This is a genomic window from Cypionkella psychrotolerans (assembly GCF_001294535.1).
Classification (GTDB): Bacteria; Pseudomonadota; Alphaproteobacteria; order Rhodobacterales; family Rhodobacteraceae; genus Cypionkella; species Cypionkella psychrotolerans.
Genome location: NZ_LGIC01000066.1, coordinates 90,279 through 105,914 on the forward strand (window position 1 = coordinate 90,279; position 15,636 = coordinate 105,914).

The window sequence follows — 15,636 nt, forward strand, 5'->3', positions numbered from 1 at the left end:
TTGAGCCAGACCTGCGCCCTCACCGCGCCCAACTTGCCGCAAACGGGGGCAGCCATGTCATATCTGAGCGGCGCAATTCTGATCATCCTGGCCGGGGTGCTGTGGTCAACGCAGGGGCTGATCATCCGGCTGATCCCAGATACCGGGTCTTGGGCAATATTGTTCTGGCGCTCGGCGGGGATGTTGCCGGTGCTGGCGCTCTGGATCGGGCTTGCCTCACGCGGCAGCATCATGACTGAAATCCGCTCGGTCGGCTGGGCCGGGGTGCTGGGTGGCCTTGGGCTGGTGATGGCTTTCTCGGGCGCGATCTATGCGTTCCAAGCCACCAGCGTCGCCAATGCCGTGCTGCTGTTTGCGGCCTCACCGTTGTGTGCCGCGATTTTGGGCCGGGTGTTGCTGGGCGAAGACGTGAGCTGGCTTACATGGTTTGCCATTGCTCTCGCCGCCTTGGGCATTCTGGTGATGGTGGGCGGCGGCCTTGCAGGGGGGGCGATGGACGGCAATATTGCCGCTTTGGTCTCGGCGCTTGGGTTTGCAATTTTCACCGTGACATTGCGCTGGGGCAGGCTCGCCAACATGCTGCCTGCGGTGGCCTTGGGCGGGTTTTTCTCGATGATCGCCGGGACGGTGGCTTTGGCAATCCTTGGCAAAGCCGTGCTGATCCCGCTGCCCGAGATTGCCATTTCGGCGCTGATGGGGGCAGTGACGCTGACGGGCGGCATGTTGCTTTATACCATTGGCAGCAAAGTAGTGCCCGCCGCGCAGGCGACATTGCTGTCGCTGGTTGAGGTGCTGCTGGCCCCGCTTTGGGTTTGGCTGTTGTTGGACGAGACGGTGTCGCGCGGCACGCTGATTGGCGGCGCGGTGTTGCTGGCGGCGGTGCTTTTAAATGCTTACGGCGGGCGGTTTCAGCGCGTGCAGGGGCTCGCCCCCTCGGCGTATCACGCCTCACCCCGAGGATATTTGAGCGCAGAGGATGACCTAAGCGGTTCTAACGGTGACGGCGGAAGAAACGAGTTCGGGCATAGAGTTCCTCCAGCCGCTTCATCCGGCCTTCGGTGACATCCCAAGTTAAGTCCTGCACCGCTGCCAGCAGGGTTTCCACCAGCACCATCAACGACACGTTGCTGTCCCAAGCCGAGGGCGCTTCGATATGGCAGGCCAAGGTGTGGCGGGCATGCGCCGAGGCCGGGGAAATCCAGCGGTCGGTGATCAGCACGATCTCGGCCCCGCGTTCTTTCGCCATTTCTGCCACTTGCAGCACGGCGTTTTCATAGCGGCGGATGTCGAACACCAGCAGCACATCACTTGGCCGCATATCCAGCAGAGCGGGCTGCCATGTGGAGGAGCTGTCCGACAGCAGCGTCACTTGCGGCCGCACGATGGTCATCAGCGAGGTAAAATAATCCGCCATCGAATGAGTGATCCGCCCGCCCATCGCGAAGACATGCCGTGCCGGGTCAGCCAACAACCGGGCGGCGGCATCGAATTCGGCATGATCGATCTGGCCCAAGGTGGCTTGCAGATTGGCCATCACCGCATCGGCGAAACGGTTCAGAATATGCGTGTCCGGCACGCCGCCCGCCCAACGGTCGTGCTTGGCAATGGGAGAGACCAGCATCGCCTCGACCTCGCTGCGCAAGGCCGCCTGAAAGTCGGGATACCCCTTATAGCCCAACTTTTGTGCCAGCCGCACCACCGTCGGCGTCGACACGGATGCGGCTTTTGCCAGAATGGTGATCGAGCCCAAAGCCGCCACCGGGTAATGCGACAGCACATGCGTGGCGAGTTGCCGCTCGGCCCGCGTCAGATCGGGCAAAGCTGCGCGCAGTTGCTCGTCTAAACTTAGTCTGGCATCCATCGCGGCCTCCTCTTTCGCCAAGCCTAGCGCAAATTGTAGGGTTTGGAAAAGATTGTATCAGCGCCGCCCCGAAAGAAACATTCTTGACAGAACTGCGGCAAAAGGTGAGCCTTGGAGCAACTCTAGGGGATGACTCGACGCCATGCGAGGTGCAACGAAACTCAAAACGCCCGCGCCCCCCAAAGCGCCCGTGCCGCTGGTCGACGCATTTTTGCCTGTGATCGAGAATGTCGAGGCCGCTGGCCGGATCATTCTGGTCTGCGAACATGCCTGCAACCATATCCCGCCTGCGTGGGGCGATCTGGGGCTGACGCCTGCGCAGCGCATGGCACATATCGCCTGGGACCCCGGCGCTTTGGCGGTCTCTCGCGGCCTCGCGCAGCGCTTGGATGCAGTGTTGATCCACGCCCCGGTGAGCCGCCTTGTCTATGACTGCAACCGTGCGCCGGATATGCCGGGGGCGATGCCTGTACGCTCGGAAATCCACGACATTCCCGGCAATGCCACGATCTCGGCCAGTGAGCGGCTGGCGCGGACCGAAGCCGTGTATCTGCCATGGGCCAACGGCCTGCACAGCCTGATCGCCAAGCGCATCGCTTTGGGGCTGCAGCCTGTGATGATCACCATCCACTCCTTCACCCCGATCTATCACGACAAGCTCCGCCGGGTGGAGTTCGGCGTGATCCATGATGCCGACCCGCATCTGTCGGTGGCGATCTTGAACGCCGCGCATAAGCTGACCGGACTGCAAGCCGAATTGAACGCGCCCTATTCAGCGGCTGATGATGTGACGCATACTTTGCGCGTGCAGGCGACGCCTTATGGCTTGCCCAATGCGATGCTGGAAATCCGCAACGATCTGATTGCAACGCCAGAGGCCGCCGAGGTGATGGCGGATCAGTTGGCGGCTGTATTGAACATGGGTCTGGTGGAAATCCAGCGGCAGGCGAAGGCCAGTTGACGCGCGGCTAAAGGCTTCTCGGCGGGGCTTTGGCCCCAAATGCACATGACCCCGCACCAGACGGGGAACTCAACAGCGGAGATCCCGGACATGCCCGGCAATATGACCCTTTCTGACCTGAAAGCCGCCGTGAAGGCTGGAGAAATTGACACCGTTCTGGTGGCTGGCATCGACATGCAAGGCCGCCTGATGGGCAAGCGCTTTCACGCGCAATTCTTCGTCGATGGCGGATGGGAGGAGACGCATTGCTGCAACTATCTCCTTGCCGTTGATATGGAGATGACCACGGTTCAGGGCTATAAAGCCTCGAACTGGCAGACGGGCTATGGCGACTACATCCTGAAAACCGACATGAGCACCCTGCGCCGGGTGCCATGGCTGGAAGGCACCGCGATGGTGCTGGGCGACACGCTGGATCACCACCACAACCCAGTGCCCCACGCGCCGCGCAACATCCTGAAGCGTCAGGTCGAACGCGCCCGCGCCATGGGCTTTGATGCGATGATGGCGACCGAGCTGGAGTTCTATCTATTTGAAAACAGCTACGAATCCCTGCGCGATAGCAACTTTACCGGGCTGAAACCCGTCAGCGCCTATAATGAAGATTACCACATCTTCCAGACCACCAAGGAAGAAGACGTGATGCGCGCCGTGCGCAACGGGCTTTATGGTGCAGGCATCACCATTGAAAACTCCAAGGGTGAGGCGGATGCGGGGCAAGAGGAGGTGAACTACAAATACTCCGACGCTCTGGACACCGCCGACAACCACAGCATCGTCAAACACGGCATCAAGGAAATCGCTTGGTCGAAGGGCAAGTCGGTGACCTTTATGGCGAAATACGATCACCGCAAGGCGGGGTCGTCGTCGCATTGCCACCAATCTTTGTGGACGCTCGACGGCAAGCCTGCGTTCTATGACAAAAAAGACAAGCACGGCATGAGCCAGCTTATGAAGCATTATATCGCGGGCCAACTGGCCTATGCGCGGGAAATGACGGTGTTCCTCGCACCTTACGTCAACAGCTACAAACGCTTCACCGTGGGCATGTTCGCGCCCACCAAAGCCGTCTGGTCCGCCGACAACCGCACCGCAGGGTTCCGGGTATGCGGCGAGCATACCAAAGCGATCCGGGTGGAGTGCCGTATCCCCGGCAGCGATGTGAACCCCTATCTCACCTGCGCCGCCCTGTTGGCCGCTGGCCTTGACGGCATCGAGCAGAAGCTGGAGTTGGAGCCCGAAATGCAGGGCGATATGTATGCTGCGGGCGATGTGCGGGAAATCCCGCACAACCTGCGCGAAGCGGCCGATTTGCTCAACGCCTCGGCCATGTACCGCAAAGCCTTTGGCGATGACGTGGTGGACCACTACCACCACGCCGCCCAGTGGGAGATTTCGGAGACCGACCGCGTCGTCACTGATTTTGAAATCCAGCGTCTGTTAGAGCGCGCGTAATGTAGGGCGGGGTTCACCCCGCCTTCACTCAAGATTGGCGGGGGAAACCTCCGCCCTACCAAGGACCAACACGATGAAACCCATTCAACTCATCTCGCCAGTGGACGGCTCGGTCTATGCCGAGCGCACACCGCTGACACTCGACGCCGCGAAAGCCGCCGCTGCCCGCGCCAAAGCCGCGCAAAAGCCTTGGGCCGCGCGCCCCTTGGCCGAACGCATCGCTTTGGTCAAAACCGCCGTCGCCAATCTGAACGGCAACGCCCCGAAGATCGTCGAGGAACTGGCTTGGCAAATGGGCCGCCCCACCCGCTTTGGCGATGAATTCGGCGGTGTGAACGCCCGCACAGACTATATGTCCGATATTGCCGCAGCCACTCTCGCGCCGCAAACCATTGAAGACAGCGATAAATTCCGACGCTATATCGCCCGCGAAGCCTTGGGCGTGGTGTTTATCGTCGCCCCATGGAACTATCCGTATCTTACCACGATCAACACTCTGGTTCCCGCCCTGATCGCCGGAAACACGGTCGTTCTGAAGCACGCCTCTCAGACCATGCTGGTCGGCGAGCGCCTAGCCGATGCCTTCCACGCCGCTGGCATCCCCGCCGATGTGTTCCAGAATGTCGTGCTGGATCACGCCACCACCGAACATCTGATCGCCAACCGCGCCTTCAATTTCGTCAACTTCACCGGATCGGTCGGCGGCGGTCAGGCGATTGAGCGCGCCGCTGCGGGCACCTTCACGCCCTTGGGCCTCGAACTCGGCGGCAAAGACCCCGGCTATGTCCGCGCAGACGCGAACTTGGATGCCGCCGTCGATACCCTGATGGATGGCGCGATGTTCAACGCGGGCCAGTGCTGCTGCGGCATCGAGCGGATTTATGTGCATGAATCGCTCTACGATGCCTTCGTAGAAAAGGCCGTGGCTTGGGTGAAGACCCTGAAACTCGGCAATCCGTTTGACGCCGATTCAACCCTCGGCCCGATGGCGAACAAACGTTTCGCCGCCGTTGTGCGCGGCCAGATAGCCGAAGCCGTGGCCGCAGGTGCCAAGGCCCTGATCGACCCTGCCCTGTTCCCGGCCGATGACGGCGGCGCCTACCTTGCGCCGCAAGTGCTGGTGAACGTGGATCATTCGATGCGGGTTATGATGGAGGAAAGCTTCGGCCCGGTCGTCGGCATCATGAAGGTCAAGGACGACGCCGAGGCCCTTAAGCTGATGAACGATAGCCCCTACGGCCTGACCGCCAGCATATGGACCGAAGACTACGACACCGCAGCCGCTCTCGGTGCGCAGATTGAGACCGGCACCATTTTCATGAACCGCGCCGATTACCTCGACCCCGCGCTGTGCTGGACCGGCTGCAAAGACACCGGACGCGGCGGCAGCCTGTCCTATTTGGGTTTCCTCTCGGTCACCCGCCCGAAATCCTACCATCTGAAGAAAGTCTAAACCATGACCCACTCTGTCCCCAACCGGAACTGGTCCTACCCCACCGCGATCAAATTTGGTGTTGGCCGCATCAGCGAACTGGCCGAACATTGCGCCGCCGCCGGGGTGAAAAAACCACTGTTCGTCACCGACAAGGCCCTGGCCAGCCTGCCGATCACCGCCGAGGCCGTAGCCATCCTGAAAGCCCACGGTCTTGGCACTGCGGTGTTTTCCGAAGTCGATCCGAACCCGAATGAAACCAATATGGCAGACGGAATCGCGGTCTATCTGGCTGGCGGCCATGATGGCGTGATCTGCTTTGGCGGCGGCTCGGCCCTCGACCTTGGCAAAATGATCGCCCTGATGGCGCATCAGCGCAAAGACCTTTCGGTGTGGGATCTGGAGGATATCGACGACTGGTACACCCGCGCCGATGCCAGTAAAATCGCCCCGATCATCGCGGTGCCGACAACCGCTGGCACGGGTTCGGAAGTTGGTCGCGCAGGCGTTCTGACCAACTCGGTGACGCATAAGAAAAAGATCATCTTCCATCCCAAACTGCTGCCCGTGGTGGTGATCTGCGATCCGGCCCTGTCGGTGGGGATGCCGAAATTCATCACTGCTGGCACCGGCATGGATGCGCTGGCGCATTGTCTTGAGGCCTATTCCTCGCCGTTCTATCACCCGATGAGCCAAGGCATCGCCTTGGAAGGCATGCGGCTGGTGTTTGAGAACCTGCCGAAAGTCTACGCCAACCCGAACGATCTCGATGCCCGCGCGCATATGATGTCGGCAGCGGCGATGGGGGCGGTGGCCTTCCAGAAGGGTCTGGGCGCGATCCATTCGCTCAGCCATCCTGTCGGCGCAGTCTATGGCACCCATCACGGCACCACCAACGCTGTGGTGATGCCAATGGTGCTGGACATGAACCGTGCGGCCATTGAGGACCGCATCGAGAAAGCCGCCGCCTATCTTGGCATCAAGGGTGGTTTCGATGGCTTCCGCGCCGCTGTGATGGCTTTGCGGGCCGAGTTGAACATCCCCGCCAACCTGACCGCGATGGGCGTGAAGCGCGAAGATCTCGACATGCTGACCGACATGGCGCTGGAAGACCCCTCCTGCGGCGGCAACCCGGTGACGATGACGCGTGGAAACACCCGCGCGTTGTTCGAGGCCTGCATGTAACTTGAAAAGCGGCGGTTTCAGCCTGTAAACCGCAAAAACCGCCGCCTTTACTTACGGACCCCAAAATGACCCAGCACGTCACCACCGATATCGCGATCCTTGGCGCGGGGGTCGTAGGCCTTGCCATTGCCGAGGCGTTGACGGCCGAGGGGCGCGAGGTGGTGCTGGTCGATCCCGGCCAGCCCGGCATGGGGGCCAGCTATGGCAACGCCGGCACCATCGCCGATTATGCGGTGATGCCGGTCGGCAGCCCGGATGTTTTGCGAAACCTGCCGTCCCTGCTGCTGAACAAAAACTCCCCCCTCGCCATCCGCCGCGCCGCCCTGCCCTCGCTGATGCCATGGCTCGCGCGGTTTTCTGTGCAATCGCTGCCCGGCCCAACCCGGCGCAATGCGGCGGCGATTGCGGCATTGGTGGCGGATGCTTGCCCGAGTTGGCTTGCCTTGGCGGATCGGATCGGGGGCTCGGCGATCTTGCAGCACAAGGGGTGCTTGTATCTCTATGAGAGCCAAGCCGCCTTCAAAGCCGCCGAGACAGATATGGCGTTCAGGCGGACACAGGGGATCACTGTTGAGTTGATCTCGCCAGATGTGTTGGCGCGGATGGAGCCGGGGTTGCCTGCTGTGGAGGGCGGCGCTGCGTTCTTTCCGAAAGCGGTGTTTCTGTCCGATCCGGGGCTGATGGTGCAGACCCTTGCGGCCTATGTTTTCAAGCGGGCCGGTTTCGTGCAGGCCGAAGCGCGGACGATCACGCGGCAGTTTGATGGCATCGTGGTTGAAGGTCCAGACCTGCGCCTGCGGGCGCGGCGGGTGATCATTGCCGCGGGGGCGCATTCAAAAGGGTTGGCACTGCAGGCGGGGGATAAGGTGCCGCTGGAGACCGAGCGGGGGTATCATGTGGAGTGGGATATGGCCTCACCGCGCCTGACCCGGCCTGCCTGTCCGACGGCACGCGGGTTTTATTTGTGTCCGATGAGTGGCCGCCTACGGGTGGCGGGGACGGTGGAGTTGGGGGGGCTGACGGCTGGGCCCTCGCCACATCGGATCAGGAAGCTGGTGGAGGGGGCGCGGGCGATTTTCCCAGACCTCGGCGCGCCGGATCGGGAGTGGATGGGGTTCCGGCCTTCGATGCCGGATTCGGTGCCGGTGATTGGGCCGAGCCGGGCTGGAGCGGAGGTTATCCATGCTTTCGGGCATGGGCATATCGGGCTGACCTTGGCCCCGATCACGGCGCGATTGGTGGCGGATTTGGTAGCGGGGCGGCAGCCGGAATTGGATTTGACGCCGTATTTGCCCGGCAGGTTTTAAGGTGGTCCCAACTCGGGACCTTTTTTTATACCTATATATCAGACAGTTGACCTAGCGCCGTTAACAGATTTTTAACACTTCAACCCGTGACAGCAAAAAGCCGCCCCAAACGAAGGGCGGCTTTCGCGGCAGATGCCAGTGGTCTTAGCCCAGATGGGCCAGCACGAAAGGCTGCACTTCGTGCCAACCTTCCCACATCATTTTCAGCGCGACATAGACGATGATCGCAAGGCCGACATAGGCGATCCAGCGGTGCTTGTTCAAAAGGCGCGCGATAAACGTCGCGGCAAGGCCCATCAGCGCGATCGACAGCACAAGGCCGATCACCAGCACGGTCGGATGTTCACGCGCGGCGCCCGCCACAGCCAGCACGTTATCAAGGCTCATCGAAATGTCGGCAATCACGATCTGCCACGCGGCTTGCGCAAAGGTCTTGCGCGGCGCGCCGCCTGCGACGGTTCCATCGGCGTTCAGATCGCGGTCGGTCAGCGATTCCTCGGCCATATTGTCACTGCCGTGGCCCTGTTGCAGCTCGCGCCACATCTTCCAGCAAACCCAAAGCAGCAGGATGCCGCCCGCCAACAATAACCCAACGATGACCAACAAATGCGTGGTGATCAGCACAAAACCGATCCGCATGATGGTGGCCGCGATGATGCCAACCAGAATGGCTTTGTTGCGCTGCTCTTTTGGCAGACCAGCCGCGGCAAGGCCAATCACGATGGCATTGTCGCCCGCGAGGACAAGGTCAATCCCCATGACCTGAAGCAGGGCAATAAAGCCCGGATAAGTGAAGATTTCCATGTCCGTCCCGTTTGGTATGTTGTTGTTGCGGGCTAGGTAAGGGCTGATGGGGTGTATTTCAACCCAGCTTTCAAAGCCAATTCCATCTGTTCAGCCCGAAAGCAGCTTTGCAACCACCACCTCAGGGGCAAGGTGTGGTGATTTCGACGCTATAGGTGGTTTTGCCGGGCATACCAGGCGGCTTGGCGATCAACTTGAGCACAAGATCGCACTCTTGCGTGCGCACCGTCCATTCATCGGCCCCATCGGGGAAACTGCCCGTGTTGCTGATCGCACCGATTGGGGCCTGACGCAGCGCATCTGCAACCGCCCCGTCTTGCAGGATCGTGGTGATCTTTTCGGCGCTGTCATAAAACGGCGACAGCATGGCGAGCGCGGGGGGCGCGGCAAGCGTCAGCAACACTGCAAAGCGCAGCATGATTACAGCATCCCCGGCACGACCTGATCTGGCGGGCGGTGGCCGTCGGCGAAGGTTTTGATGTTAATGATGACCTTTTCGCCCATCTCGATGCGGCCCTCGACCGTGGCGGAACCCATGTGCGGCAGCAGCACAACATTTGGGAGCTCTCGCAGGGTTGGGTTGATCTCGGTGCCGTGTTCGTAGACATCGAGGCCCGCGCCGCCGATTTCACCGGCTTTCAGGCCTCGGGCCAGAGCGTTTTCGTCGATCACTTCGCCGCGCGAGGTGTTGATGATCACCGCCGTTGGTTTCAGCAATTTCAGCCGACGCGCGTTTAACAGGTGGAAGGTGGAGGGGGTGTGCGGGCAGTTCACAGAAATGATGTCCATGCGGGCGATCATCTGATCCAGGCTTTCCCAATAGGTCGCCTCTAGCTCGGCTTCCACCTCGGGGCGCACGCGTTTGCGGTTGTGGTAATGCACCTGCATCCCGAAAGCGCGGGCGCGCCGCGCCACGGCTTGGCCGATGCGACCCATGCCAAGGATGCCCAAACGACGACCGCCGATTCGACCGCCCAGATGCGCCATCGGCGACCAGCCTTGCCACTTGCCCGCCTGCATTTCGGCCAGACCTTCGGGGATGCGGCGGGTGACAGACAGCATCAGCGCAAGCGTCATATCGGCGGTATCATCTGTCACCGTGCCGGGGGTGTTGCTGACCAAAACCCCACGTTGGCGGGCGGTTGCGACATCAATATGATCGACGCCCGAGCCATAATTGGCGATCAGTTTCAGCTTATCCCCCGCCTGCGCGATCAGGCCCGCGTCAATCTGATCGGTGATCGTTGGCACCAGCACATCGCAGCGCCGCATGGCGGCGCTTAGGTCTTCGCGGCTCATCGGCGTGTCGGGGTCGCGCAGCTCGACATCGAACAATTCCTTCATCCGAGTCTCGACGGCTTCTGGCAATCGTCGCGTCACGACAACGTTTAAGCGTGTTGCGGGCATGAAGGCCTCCCTGCACTTCCAAATCAGCGTATTGTTTGGCAAAGTGGCGGGAAGCGGGGCAAGGTACAAGCCCCCGTCTGAAATTGGGGCGCGGCGGGATGAACAGGAAGCAGTTTTTGGTGGGAATGACGGCGGCTTTGCTGGCCGGCGGCGCGCAGGCGCAGGAAGAACTGCCGATGGCCCCGGCCCCGGATGACAAAACCCCGCGCGATCCGAACAAAGGCCCGGTGACCAACCTGCCACTGCCGCGCTATGTCAGCCTGAAGGGGCGCGAGGGCAATGTGCGGCGCGGGCCGGGGATGACGCACCGGATTGACTGGGTGTTCACCACGGCGGGAATGCCGCTCAGGATCACCGCCGAATATGACCGCTGGCGGCGGGTCGAGGATTATCAGGGCATGGGGGGCTGGATGCAGTTCAACCTGCTGTCGGGGTCGCGCTCGGTACTGGTGACGCAAGATATGGCGGAGTTTCGCGACAGCCCGGATGCGCAGGCGCGGGTGTCGTTTCAGGCCGAACTGGGCGTGATTGCTAAGCTGCTGGAATGTAACGCTGATTGGTGTCGGGTGAATGCGGGCGGTGAAAAGGGCTGGATATTGAAATCATCGCTTTGGGGTGTCGATCCGGGTGAGATTATAGACTAGCGCCCTGCGGTTCGGCCTGCGACCGCAGAGTGCTTGCACTGCAGCGGCGGCTTGGGTATGGCGCGGGTCCGGGTTTTAGGAGCGTAAGATGAGCACATCCGCCAGCATGAAGTTGAATCTGTCGGCGGGGCTTGCGTCGGTGGCGATTGCCGGGGTGATGGTGGGGCTGAAGCTTTGGGCCTATGGCACGACCGGGTCGTTGTCGGTGGCGGCCTCGCTGGCCGATAGCGCGATGGATCTGATGGTGTCTTTGGGCGCTATGGCGGCGCTAATCTATGCTGCCAAGCCTGCGGACGAGGATCATGCCTTTGGCCATAGTTCTGCCGAGGATCTGGCGGCTTTGGGGCAGGCATTTTTCGTGCTGATCTCGGCGGGGGTGATCACTTGGGCGGCGGTGACGCGGCTACTGGGCCCGACCGAAGCGCATCTGGTCGGCGAAGGTGAAGGGATGCTGGTGATGGGCGTCTCGGTGGCGCTGACGGTGGTGTTGGTGTGGTGGCAGGGTCGCGTCGCAAAGCGGACCGGCAGCCGCGTGGTGGCGGCCGACCGTCTGCATTACATGGGCGATCTGCTGCCGAATATGGGGGCTATCATCTCGCTGTGGGCGTCGAAAAGCTTTGGGCTGGGCAGCATCGATTCGGTGGTGGCCTTGACGGCGGCGGCGATTATGGCGGTGGGCGCGCTGCGGATCGGCAAGGGGGCGTTTGATGCGCTGATGGACCGCACCGCTGATCCCGCGATTGTCACCGGGATTGCGGATATGGCCGCCGCTTGGCCGGGGGTGCGCGGCTTTCATGATCTGAAAACCCGGATGGCGGGCAGCAAGGTCTTCGTCAACCTGCATATCGAGTTGGATGGCGAGCAGTCTTTGCGCGACGCCCATGCGATTGGGGCGGCGCTGCGGCGGGCGATTTTGCAGGCCTATCCGCAGACCGATGTGATCATCCACAAGGATGTGGCGGATGTCACCGCCGCCTCCAAGCGGCAGAGCCATTAGGGCAAAGCCCTAGCCCGCCTTAGATTTCACCGCTTTGTGGTCAGGCCAATTTGCGCTAAACTAGCGCCTGTGCGCAGCATTGGCGTTTTGCGCACAACCCAGCAAAATTTTCCGTAAGACTTGCAACACCTGCAACTCCGTCTCATATTAAGGTTGAATTACACAATCGTATAACAAGAATGGCCCGCTATGGCAGACCGCCGCCCCTATCGTCGGGAAAGTGAAGAACGTCGCCGCGAGGATTTGATCGCGGCAGCGCTCGATCTGGTTGCGGAAGGCGGGCTTCATGCGGCAACGGTGCGCGCGATTGCTGAGCGTGCGGGCGTCACACCGGGGCTGATCCGGCATTACTTCACCTCGAAAGAAGACCTCACCCGCGTCGCCTATCAACGGCTGATGGAACGGATGACCACGGATTCTGCGGCGGTGCTGCTGGGCGGGCCGGATGATGCGATGGCGCGGCTGGCGAATTTCGTGGTGGCATCGGTCAGCCCTCCGGTGGCGGACCCGGTGGCAGTGGGGCTATGGGCGGCTTTTGTGCATGATGTGCGCCGCGATGCCGCGATGCGCGAGATTCACACCGCGAACTATTTGGCGTTTCGCAACATGTTGCAGGGGCTAATTGCCGCCCTGCCCCGCCCTGTCAGCGACGCCAAGCTGCGCAGTGACGCCATCGCCTGCAATGGGGTGATTGACGGGTTGTGGCTGGAAGGCTCGATCCTGCCCGAAGCCTTCGCCCTTGGCGAAATCCCCGCCATCGCGCTGACTTCGGTCGGCGCCATTCTGAACATTGACCTTGTTGCTGCTTATCAGCCAGATCGGACTTTGCCATGAAATATGCCGCCATCACCGACCGTCTTGCCCATCTGGGTGGAGCGAAATGGGAGGTTCACGCCCGCGCCAAGGCTCTGCAAGCTGCGGGTAAGCCTGTCATTCAACTGACGATTGGCGAGCCGGATGTCGCCACCCCGCCCGCTTTGATCGCGGAAGCGCAACGGGCGATGGATGCCGGGCGTCTGGGTTATTCCAATGGCCGGGGCGAGCCTGCTTTGCTTGAGGCTTTGGCTGCGCGCTATTCCAAGCGGACGGGCCGCGCGATTTCGACGGAGCAAATTGCCTGCCTGCCCGGCACGCAAACCTCGCTTTATGCGGTGCTACTGACGCTGACCGGGCCGGGCGATGAGGTGCTGGTGGGCGATCCTTTGTATGCAACTTACGAGGGCTTGATTGCTTCCACGGGCGCGGTTGCAGTGCCGGTGCCGCTGCGGGCCGAGCATGGCTTTCGGATGCAGGCGACGGATGTGGCCGCCCGGATCACCCCGCGCAGCCGGATGATTTTTCTGAACACGCCGCACAATCCCACCGGGGCTATTCTGACGGGGGATGATATTGCGGCCTTGGGGGCTTTGGCGAAGCAGCATGATCTGTGGATGCTGAGTGATGAGGTTTATGAGGAATTGGTGTTTGCGGGTGGCACCTTTGCCTCACCGTTGGACAATGCCGATCTGGCCGATCGGGTGGTGGTGACGGCCTCGATTTCGAAATCGCACGCGGCACCGGGGTTCCGCTCTGGCTGGTGCGTCGGGCCCGAGGAATTCTCGGCGCGGCTGCTGCCGGTGGCGGAAACCATGCTGTTCGGCAACCAACCCTTCATCGCCGATATGACGGCTTTGGCGGTGTCGGCCCCTTCGGAAGTGGCGCAGGGAATGGCAGAACGCTTCGCGCGCCGCGCTGCGTTGATTTATGAACAACTGAACGGGGTGAATGGGTTGCGGGTGCATAAGCCCGATGCCGGGATGTTCACCGTGGTGGATGTGAACGCCACGGGCCTGAGTGGAGAGTGTTTTGCTTTGGGGCTGCTGGCCGATGAAGGTGTCGCGGTGATGCCGGGCGAAAGCTTTGGCGCGGCACTGGCGGGCTGGATCAGGATCAGCCTGACACAAGACGATGCTTTGGTGATTGAGGCGTGCAAGCGGATCGCACGCTATGCCGCGTTGAAGCAAGGAATGGCGGCATGAAAACGGTTGGTGAGCGTTTGGTTGAAGGTCTGGCTGCGCGCGGGGTTGAGGTGATTTTCGGTATTCCCGGTGTGCATACGGTGGAAATGTATCGCGGGCTGTCCGGCTCATCTGTGCGGCATGTGACGGCGCGGCACGAGCAGGGCTGTGCCTTTATGGCGGATGGCTATGCGCGGGTTTCCGGTAAGCCGGGGGTGGCTTTGGTGATCACCGGGCCGGGGATTTTGAACGCGCTGACCGCGATGGGGCAAGCGGCGGCAGATTCGGTGCCGATGCTGGTGATCTCGGGGGTGAACCGTCGCGATTCTTTGGGGCTGGGGCTGGGCTTGCTGCATGAGTTGCCGGATCAGGCGGCGATGGTGCGGCCTTTGTGTCCAACCCGGCAGATCAGGGATGCGTCTGAGGTCGGTGAGGTTTTGGACTGGGCCTTCGCCGCGATGGCGACGGGGCGGCCGGGGCCTGTGCATATCGAAGTGCCGACCGATGTGATGCCATTGGACTGTGCAGAATTGCCTGCGCCTGCCGCGTTGCCCGTGGCGGCGGTGCCGGATGTTTCGGCGGCGGTGGCGAAGTTGAACGCGGCGCAGTCGGTGGTGATCTTGGCTGGCGGTGGCGCGCGCGGGCAAGAGGCGGCGTTGCAGGCCTTGGCCGAGAAGTTGGACGCTCCGGTTGTGCAGACGGTGAATGCGCGGGGCATGATGTATGGTCATCCGCTGGTGGTGCCTGCCTCGCCCAGCTTGGATGCGCCGCGTGCGCTGATCGCAGCGGCAGATCAGGTGCTGGCGATTGGCACCGAATTTGGCCCGACAGACTACGACATGTATGTGCGCGGTGGTTTCCCGGATCTGTCGGAGATGATCCGGGTGGATATCTGCGCCAAGCAGTTGCGGCGGCACAAGGCTGGCGTTGCGCTGCACGGTGATGCGGGCGCGGTGATGGTGGCGCTTTTGCAGCTCGTCGCGCCGAAGCAGGCCGATGGGGCTGCCCGGGCTGCGGCCGCGCGCAAGGCAGCAAGGGCGGAATTAGCAGAATTGGACGTGCTGATGCCGGGGCGGCTGGAAATGGTCGAGACTATCCGCACTGCCGTGCCGGGGGCTTTGATCGTTGGCGATAGCACCCAAGCGATTTATGCCGCGAACCTCTACTACGATCATGACCGCGCGGGAGGGTTCTTCAATGCCGCGACGGGTTTCGGCGCTTTGGGCTTTGGGCCTGGGGCGGCTGTTGGCGCGGCACTGGCGGCACCGGGCGAACAGGTGATCTGCCTGATCGGCGATGGCGGCTTGCAGTTCAGCCCCGGCGAGTTGCGCACGGCGGTGGATGAGCGTTTGCCGATCACCTATGTCGTGTGGAACAACGCGGCCTTCGGCGAGATCGCCGATGCGATGCGTGGGGCGAATACCGAGGTGATCGGGTGTTCGCCCTCGCCCCTGAACATGGAGCCGTTTGCCGCCGCCTGCGACTTGCCGTTTGCGAGCGTGGCGTTGGACCCAGAAGCGCTGCACGCGGCGCTGATCCAGCCACACAGCGGGCCACGCATGATCGAGGTGCGGGTGGCAAGGTAG

General features: G+C 61.8%; 15 protein-coding genes. 11 read left to right on the top strand and 4 right to left on the bottom strand.

What is annotated here, in order from left to right:
- The first annotated feature begins 54 nt into the window (after positions 1 to 54).
- On the top strand, positions 55 to 1,062 hold the full coding sequence (locus AKV04_RS15265; RefSeq protein WP_082351662.1) for a DMT family transporter: 1,008 nt from the start codon (positions 55 to 57) through the stop codon (positions 1,060 to 1,062).
- Here the strand turns inward: AKV04_RS15265 and AKV04_RS15270 are convergent.
- Positions 992 to 1,861: a MurR/RpiR family transcriptional regulator gene (locus AKV04_RS15270; RefSeq protein WP_054007361.1), complete on the bottom strand. Its 870-nt coding sequence runs from the start codon at positions 1,859 to 1,861 to the stop codon at positions 992 to 994. The genes AKV04_RS15265 and AKV04_RS15270 overlap by 71 nt on opposite strands.
- Before the next feature lie 190 nt (positions 1,862 to 2,051).
- On the opposite strand from AKV04_RS15270, the gene AKV04_RS15275 reads away from it, so the two are divergent.
- The 5 genes from AKV04_RS15275 to AKV04_RS15295 all read left to right on the top strand — a co-directional run bounded on the left by AKV04_RS15275 (position 2,052) and on the right by AKV04_RS15295 (position 8,201).
- Positions 2,052 to 2,822, top strand: a complete 771-nt coding sequence (locus AKV04_RS15275) for an N-formylglutamate amidohydrolase (RefSeq protein WP_235815654.1) — start codon at positions 2,052 to 2,054, stop codon at positions 2,820 to 2,822.
- Between the two features lie 90 nt (positions 2,823 to 2,912).
- Positions 2,913 to 4,277 carry a glutamine synthetase family protein gene (locus AKV04_RS15280; protein WP_054007362.1) on the top strand — a complete coding sequence of 455 codons (1,365 nt, stop codon included), beginning with the start codon at positions 2,913 to 2,915 and terminating at the stop codon, positions 4,275 to 4,277.
- Between the two features lie 73 nt (positions 4,278 to 4,350).
- Positions 4,351 to 5,730: an aldehyde dehydrogenase family protein gene (locus AKV04_RS15285; protein ID WP_054007285.1), complete on the top strand. Its 1,380-nt coding sequence runs from the start codon at positions 4,351 to 4,353 to the stop codon at positions 5,728 to 5,730.
- 3 nt (positions 5,731 to 5,733) lie between these two features.
- Entirely contained in the window at positions 5,734 to 6,894 is a 1,161-nt protein-coding gene (locus tag AKV04_RS15290) for an iron-containing alcohol dehydrogenase (RefSeq protein ID WP_054007286.1), read from the top strand.
- A 65-nt stretch (positions 6,895 to 6,959) separates the two neighbouring features.
- On the top strand, positions 6,960 to 8,201 hold the full coding sequence (locus AKV04_RS15295; RefSeq protein WP_054007287.1) for an NAD(P)/FAD-dependent oxidoreductase: 1,242 nt from the start codon (positions 6,960 to 6,962) through the stop codon (positions 8,199 to 8,201).
- A 144-nt stretch (positions 8,202 to 8,345) separates the two neighbouring features.
- Here AKV04_RS15295 and AKV04_RS15300 read toward each other — a convergent pair whose 3' ends face one another.
- The 3 genes from AKV04_RS15300 to AKV04_RS15310 form a co-directional block, all read right to left on the bottom strand.
- Positions 8,346 to 9,005, bottom strand: coding sequence for a TerC family protein (locus tag AKV04_RS15300; protein WP_054007288.1), 660 nt, complete (start codon positions 9,003 to 9,005; stop codon positions 8,346 to 8,348).
- Between the two features lie 121 nt (positions 9,006 to 9,126).
- Positions 9,127 to 9,423, bottom strand: a complete 297-nt coding sequence (locus AKV04_RS15305; protein WP_054007289.1) for a hypothetical protein — start codon at positions 9,421 to 9,423, stop codon at positions 9,127 to 9,129.
- A gap of 2 nt (positions 9,424 to 9,425) precedes the next feature.
- The gene (locus tag AKV04_RS15310) at positions 9,426 to 10,412 is read right to left on the bottom strand and encodes a 2-hydroxyacid dehydrogenase (protein ID WP_054007290.1); all 987 of its coding nucleotides are present in this window, start codon (positions 10,410 to 10,412) and stop codon (positions 9,426 to 9,428) included.
- 98 nt (positions 10,413 to 10,510) lie between these two features.
- Here AKV04_RS15310 and AKV04_RS15315 point away from each other — a divergent pair, with 98 nt between their 5' ends.
- The 5 genes from AKV04_RS15315 (at position 10,511) to AKV04_RS15335 (ending at position 15,636) form a co-directional block, all read left to right on the top strand.
- A complete protein-coding gene (locus tag AKV04_RS15315) occupies positions 10,511 to 11,056 on the top strand; it encodes an SH3 domain-containing protein (protein ID WP_054007291.1) in 546 nt (181 codons plus the stop codon).
- A gap of 88 nt (positions 11,057 to 11,144) precedes the next feature.
- On the top strand, positions 11,145 to 12,053 hold the full coding sequence (locus AKV04_RS15320) for a cation diffusion facilitator family transporter (RefSeq protein WP_054007292.1): 909 nt from the start codon (positions 11,145 to 11,147) through the stop codon (positions 12,051 to 12,053).
- Between the two features lie 189 nt (positions 12,054 to 12,242).
- Entirely contained in the window at positions 12,243 to 12,887 is a 645-nt protein-coding gene (locus AKV04_RS15325; RefSeq protein ID WP_054007293.1) for a TetR/AcrR family transcriptional regulator, read from the top strand.
- The gene (locus AKV04_RS15330; protein ID WP_054007294.1) at positions 12,884 to 14,071 is read left to right on the top strand and encodes a pyridoxal phosphate-dependent aminotransferase; all 1,188 of its coding nucleotides are present in this window, start codon (positions 12,884 to 12,886) and stop codon (positions 14,069 to 14,071) included. Before AKV04_RS15325 ends, AKV04_RS15330 begins: the two co-directional genes overlap by 4 nt.
- Positions 14,068 to 15,636, top strand: a complete 1,569-nt coding sequence (locus AKV04_RS15335) for a 5-guanidino-2-oxopentanoate decarboxylase (protein WP_054007295.1) — start codon at positions 14,068 to 14,070, stop codon at positions 15,634 to 15,636. Before AKV04_RS15330 ends, AKV04_RS15335 begins: the two co-directional genes overlap by 4 nt.